Origin of the sequence: Moorena sp. SIO4E2 (genome assembly GCF_010671945.1) — a bacterium.
GTDB classification, from domain to species: domain Bacteria; phylum Cyanobacteriota; class Cyanobacteriia; order Cyanobacteriales; family Coleofasciculaceae; genus Moorena; species Moorena producens.
Genome location: NZ_JAAHIE010000503.1, coordinates 1 through 5165 on the forward strand (window position 1 = coordinate 1; position 5165 = coordinate 5165).

Genomic DNA, 5165 nt, shown 5'->3' on the forward strand with positions numbered 1-5165 from the left:
GCTCCAACCAAGAGTAATGTTTTTGCTTCGCATAATAAGTTGCACAATTCCCTAGGCTATTAGCATTCTCGCATTGGAACAACCAAAAGGCTTTTTCCTCCTCTGAAAAACTAGCTTTGACTGGAATGGTCTTGTACACTTGTCATCACCTCCTTGTTTTTTTATATACTCTTAGTAGAGAGGTTGGTTCTGAAGATGTCAACAATAAATGAGTGGAAAACCAGAAAAAGAATGCGGGGAGTACCCGTACATCATTATGAATTGAAGAAGCCCCATACCGTTTGGCTAACTGGGACTACTTGGAAGTGGCTTCAATTATCAGCTAGAGAATCAAATACCAGTGTGGGAGAACTTGTATAAAAAATTATTAGATCTGAAATAAAGAAAGACGCTTAGAGACACGACTGGGTCAACCCAGTCTCTCTGTTTCACCCTCGGTCTAAAGACACAAGGCTCTCACATTTCAAGAAGTTTTGGTAGACCACAGCGCTGGTGAGTAGGCGCAGAGACTTAACATTAGGCATCGGGAAACTATTGCTATTCTCGCCAGTTTTTTTCTTAGATGCCACCATGCTCAAGGTCTGGCGCTCTTTAAATGAGCGATAATTTTCTACGCTGAACTCAACTAGCATCACTAGGGTCTCCCATGCTGACTTAGGGATTATCCATTAACTTTCGTCAATGGTAAACAATGGTAAAGGAATGATTTAGTTGATTATAGGAAGCTAGTTAGTAGAATGCGATCGCATTCGTTCCTAGTAATACCAATTACACAAAATATTGGTACACCTTAATCCCCTATATCACCGCCTTACATTATCAGTTTATCACCTTATGACCTAATTCCCGTATCCTCTGTAGCAAAAAGAAATAAAATTGTTATCATTTAGGTTGTAGGGTGGGCAAAAACAGTTTATTTTTTTTTAGTATTAATGATTATCTTAATTTGCCCACCCTACTTGAATTGGTATTTATTTGACTTTTATGGTGGACAAAAACTGTTGGATTATTCTGAATACTCTAGATTATCTTACTTTGCCCACCCTACTTGAATTGGTATTTATTTGACTTTTATGGTGGGCAAAAACTGTTGGATTATTCTGAATACTCTAGATTATCTTACTTTGCCCACCCTACTTGAATTCCTAAAAAGGAAGCTCATCATCCATTCCTATTCTCAGTTTATTCCCTGATTTGTTAGGTAATTCAATAACACCTGCTATCAACTTCCAACAAGGATCACCATCCTTTTTCCAATCATCAGGTCGCCAAGGCATGCTGAGACTAACCGTAACCAAACACTGATTTTGTGGTCGATAGCCTAACTCTAAATGCCTAACAAATACGGGGTCAGTAATCGTAGCAGTCAATTCTTGTCCACAATCTGTTACCAGTGAACCTTCCCATTTTTCTACACCCTTATCTCTGACACCAATAGGTTGAACCAAGAACTCCACAGCTTTCACCAGTTGTAGTGTACAGCGTTGCTCTACCGGTAATGACTGCAAGAAATTCACGGTTACATAGCGCTCATTATTATGGAGAATGTATTTTTCCCGGCTGCAAAACTTATTGAGATATCCAGCGGGAACTTGTCCTACTCGTCGCCATTGTCCTGGTAATACCAAAAGATTTTCATACTCAAAGCCAAAGTCGGGTCCAGTTTTAGCCAAAGGAATATCTAAAATATCCAGTAAAGTTGGTTCCCTTCCCGCAATCTGACGCATTGGTTTCGGAATGCGACCATCCGGTAAATCAGATACAGGACGAATCCATTGACGTTTAAGGGAATTAATTCCAGCGATACATCTCTCGCCACGCTTCCAGGAGTTAGCCAAGCAAATAATCTGAGTCATGCTGCTATCTAATCCCAAGTAAGGTTAGTTTAGACGTAAGCATTCAGCGGTCAGCGGTCAGTGGTCAGTGGTCAGCGGTCAGCGGTCAGTGGTCAGCGGTCAGTGGTCAGTGGTCAGTGGTCAGTGGTCAGCGGTCAGCGGTCAGCTTATTTTATTCAAAAGCTGTTCGCTGTAGCTTCGCCACAGGCGAATGCCTGAGAGCTGAGAGCTGAGAGCTGAGAGCTGATAGCTGAGAGCTGATAGCTGAGAGCTGATAGCTGATAGCTGATAGCTGATGGCTGATGGCTGAGAGCTGAGAGCTGAGAGCTGAGAGCTGAGAGCTGAGAGCTGATAGCTGAGAGCTGATAGCTGAGAGCTGATAGCTGATAGCTGACTGATGCTTTTCTATGGTCTTAGCAAAGGGGATTTGGGATAAATCATAGGTGAACTATTTTTATAGTTCCCAATTTTTGACTCAGATATTCTGCTACTAAACGGCGATGACAGTTATGGGGAGTAGGTTCACTACACAGCAAACAGCTACCATCTAATAAATCTGGTGATACTGTCTTTTCGATTTCACGCTCTGTAATTAATTGTAAGAACTGTTTTTCGTAGGTTTCCCAATCGCCATTATTTTTTTTATAGGTATTTAGGATATCCTTGGTCGGAGCCAATTCTAGACGATGTATATAGTCAATATTCCCAATTTGCTGCAAAAAGTATTCAAAATCCGTCTTTTTTGTGAAACCAGCTAATTGAGATTTATTATTCAGTCTCGTATCGATAACTCGTCTTACTCCAGCATTAATCAGAAGCTCAAAGAACTGTTGAGCACTCTTTTTAGTAAACCCAATTGTAAATAAATTAATAGTTTTATTCATAGTCAGGGTCTTGATAAGGCAAGCTATCAGCTATCAGCTCTCAGCTCTCAGCTATCAGCTCTCAGCTATCAGCTATAGCGCTATGCCCACCCTACGAAAGGTTTATTTCAAGCATTAGGCTGACCACTGACTGCTGACTGCTGACTGCTTACTTGATAAGCAATAGTATCCCCTTGCCTATGATAAACTTCCTTAAGTCTATCCTCCCGAGAGCAATTCTCCCACTTATCCATAGATGTCGGGTCATCAAATAGGGAAAGTTGCTTCGGTTGATTGATTTGGGAATCATTTAACCCATGAGAGCTGAGCAGCCTTTCTTCTAAATCCTGATGGGACTCTAAGCTGCCATCATTGAGAATATGATTAATCTCTAACCCGGATTTCACTAAATGTTGGCAGACTAAAATTGTCCGATGGCAAGTGATCGGGTCTTTTTCAGCACACATCAAGGCAATTTGGTACGTTTCAGCCCCTTGAATTACCCGTTTAAGACCCGCTGAAAACAGGTCAGTGGCGGCAATTTTTTCATATAACGCTTTACCACCAACATAACAACTGAGATCAGCCGGTCTTGCCCCCAACTCCTTACCCAGAAACACATAGCGAATTCCTGCTGACAATAGTTCAGCCTTGAGGGGGGCTTGACTAAAATGAGGTAAGTAACGGCTGTAAGGATGCGATCGCACATCAGCCACCGCCGTAATTTCGTGCTGCTTCAGTAAAGCAATAAAATCTTCAATACTGAGATTAGAATGACCAATAGTGAATAATTTACCAGTATTACTACCAGTATTACTAATTTTACTAATCATCCCCAAAAAGCTCCATTATTGCCATTATTTGTGTCCTTTTATGTCATCAAATAAATATCACTTGATCCGTTTTACTAAGGTAAACTATGCTCAAATTATAGCAATTATAATCATAAGTGAGGTACACAGTATTTTTCCCGATTCCCGATTCCCGATTCCCGATTCCCGATTCCCTGCTCCCTAAAACCCATAACTTTGTACCTGACCGAATTTAAAACCGCTGTAAGCATTAGGCTGACAGCTGACCACTGACAGCTGAATGCTTACTCCAATTCAAGTTAATTAGGTTTAGGATTAGGCGATTCCACTGGTATAAATGGAGTAACCTCAACTCTCACTTTAAAGGGTTTACCTAGCTTAATATTAACCGAATCCTCAAACCTCTGTACCTGTTCCGATGTAATCGGTTTTGTTGAACGGATATCCATTTCGATAGAAGGAGGATTAGTTTTCCGATTGATCTTCCAAGTAGAAACTTCTGTTATACCTGGTTTGTTAAACACTCGACTCTTATTAATCAATTCCTGAACTGGCTCCTCAACTCTTCCTTGCTCAAGCACGTCCCAAAAGGTAAGTCCTAGGGGCACGACTAATACAGCAATCAGCACTAACGAGAATCCCCAGTTTAAAGACCGGCTGAGTTCAGTACTCTGAGCATACCCGCTAAAGACATAGACGATCATGCAAGCTAGGTTAATCCCAATCAGGTTAGTAATATAGAGGAGAAATGCGCCCTGACTATAGGCCCATTCTCCCTGGGATAGGGTTAACCCAACGACACAAAGGGGAGGCATGAGGGCTACTGCAATTGCTGTCCCTGGTACCGCATCTTCTAAAGACGGACGAATTTTAGAGAAACCACTAATTCCCCCGGCCACGATCGCAACTAGTAAATCAATCAGATTAGGTTGAGTTCTTGCTAAAACTTGGGCTCCAAATTCAGGGAATCCGATAACTGTACCAACTAACCAAGAACAACTTATCCCCAGTACGGTGCCTACAGCAATGGAAACAAAACTACTCCGTAACAGTTGCCAATCTCCTTCCAAGGTAGCAAAGGACAATCCTCTTAAAGGCAACATCAGAGGAGCAATAATCATCGCTCCAATAATCACCGCAGCACTGTCGAGCACTAGTCCAAATGTAGCAATTAAGCAAGAGCTAATGATTAAGACTAAGAAATTGAGGGTAAGTTCTGATTCCTCAACCAGAGAATTCCTTACCATCATAATTGGAATTGCCTTTAAGCCAAAGTTCCTGAAAAGATTCAAGGTTTTGGAGACTCTAGTTTTAGTCTTTTGATTCTTTTGATTCTTTTGGTTTTCCTTTTCCATAGATAATAGACGATGCTCCCGACTATTGAGCTAAATTATCTTTCACCAACAGGTATTGACAATTGACACTAAGTAAGGTATAATTAACGACTTCACAATCTGACTGGTAGATCGGATAATCATTAGGTAACGTTACTGCTCCTACCAGTCATTACTATTAAATGAGACGATTGTCAATGAATTCTATTTTTTCACTAATTCAACAGTTATTGATCAATTGGCTACTAATCTTAATAACTGGATCGGTAACCCTTAGTGCTCTAAGCTATGTGGGTGAGTTAATCAGCGCAATTTACCGGT

At 41.0% G+C, this 5165-nt stretch carries 7 protein-coding genes and 1 pseudogene; 2 read left to right on the top strand and 6 right to left on the bottom strand.

The window, feature by feature from the left end:
• A pseudogene (locus F6K37_RS31580) lies at positions 1-139 on the bottom strand (RNA-guided endonuclease TnpB family protein); the annotation flags it as partial.
• 56 nt (positions 140-195) lie between these two features.
• Between F6K37_RS31580 and F6K37_RS31585 the strand changes: the two are divergent.
• On the top strand, positions 196-360 hold the full coding sequence (locus tag F6K37_RS31585; RefSeq protein ID WP_165691892.1) for a hypothetical protein: 165 nt from the start codon (positions 196-198) through the stop codon (positions 358-360).
• A gap of 68 nt (positions 361-428) precedes the next feature.
• On the opposite strand, the gene F6K37_RS31590 is transcribed toward F6K37_RS31585, so the two are convergent.
• Positions 429-635, bottom strand: a complete 207-nt coding sequence (locus F6K37_RS31590) for a hypothetical protein (RefSeq protein WP_287254513.1) — start codon at positions 633-635, stop codon at positions 429-431.
• A 510-nt stretch (positions 636-1145) separates the two neighbouring features.
• Entirely contained in the window at positions 1146-1856 is a 711-nt protein-coding gene (locus F6K37_RS31595; protein WP_287254515.1) for a dual OB domain-containing protein, read from the bottom strand.
• Between the two features lie 60 nt (positions 1857-1916).
• Here F6K37_RS31595 and F6K37_RS31600 point away from each other — a divergent pair, with 60 nt between their 5' ends.
• Positions 1917-2054, top strand: a complete 138-nt coding sequence (locus F6K37_RS31600) for a hypothetical protein (protein WP_287254516.1) — start codon at positions 1917-1919, stop codon at positions 2052-2054.
• Positions 2055-2272: 218 nt separating this feature from the next.
• Here the strand turns inward: F6K37_RS31600 and F6K37_RS31605 are convergent, their stop codons facing one another.
• The 3 genes from F6K37_RS31605 to F6K37_RS31615 all read right to left on the bottom strand — a co-directional run bounded on the left by F6K37_RS31605 (position 2273) and on the right by F6K37_RS31615 (position 4865).
• The gene (locus F6K37_RS31605; RefSeq protein WP_071106076.1) at positions 2273-2719 is read right to left on the bottom strand and encodes a DUF488 domain-containing protein; all 447 of its coding nucleotides are present in this window, start codon (positions 2717-2719) and stop codon (positions 2273-2275) included.
• Positions 2720-2826: 107 nt separating this feature from the next.
• A complete protein-coding gene (locus F6K37_RS31610; RefSeq protein ID WP_008177866.1) occupies positions 2827-3531 on the bottom strand; it encodes a DUF488 domain-containing protein in 705 nt (234 codons plus the stop codon).
• A 278-nt stretch (positions 3532-3809) separates the two neighbouring features.
• The gene (locus F6K37_RS31615) at positions 3810-4865 is read right to left on the bottom strand and encodes a DUF389 domain-containing protein (protein ID WP_083373903.1); all 1056 of its coding nucleotides are present in this window, start codon (positions 4863-4865) and stop codon (positions 3810-3812) included.
• Positions 4866-5165 lie beyond the last annotated feature (300 nt).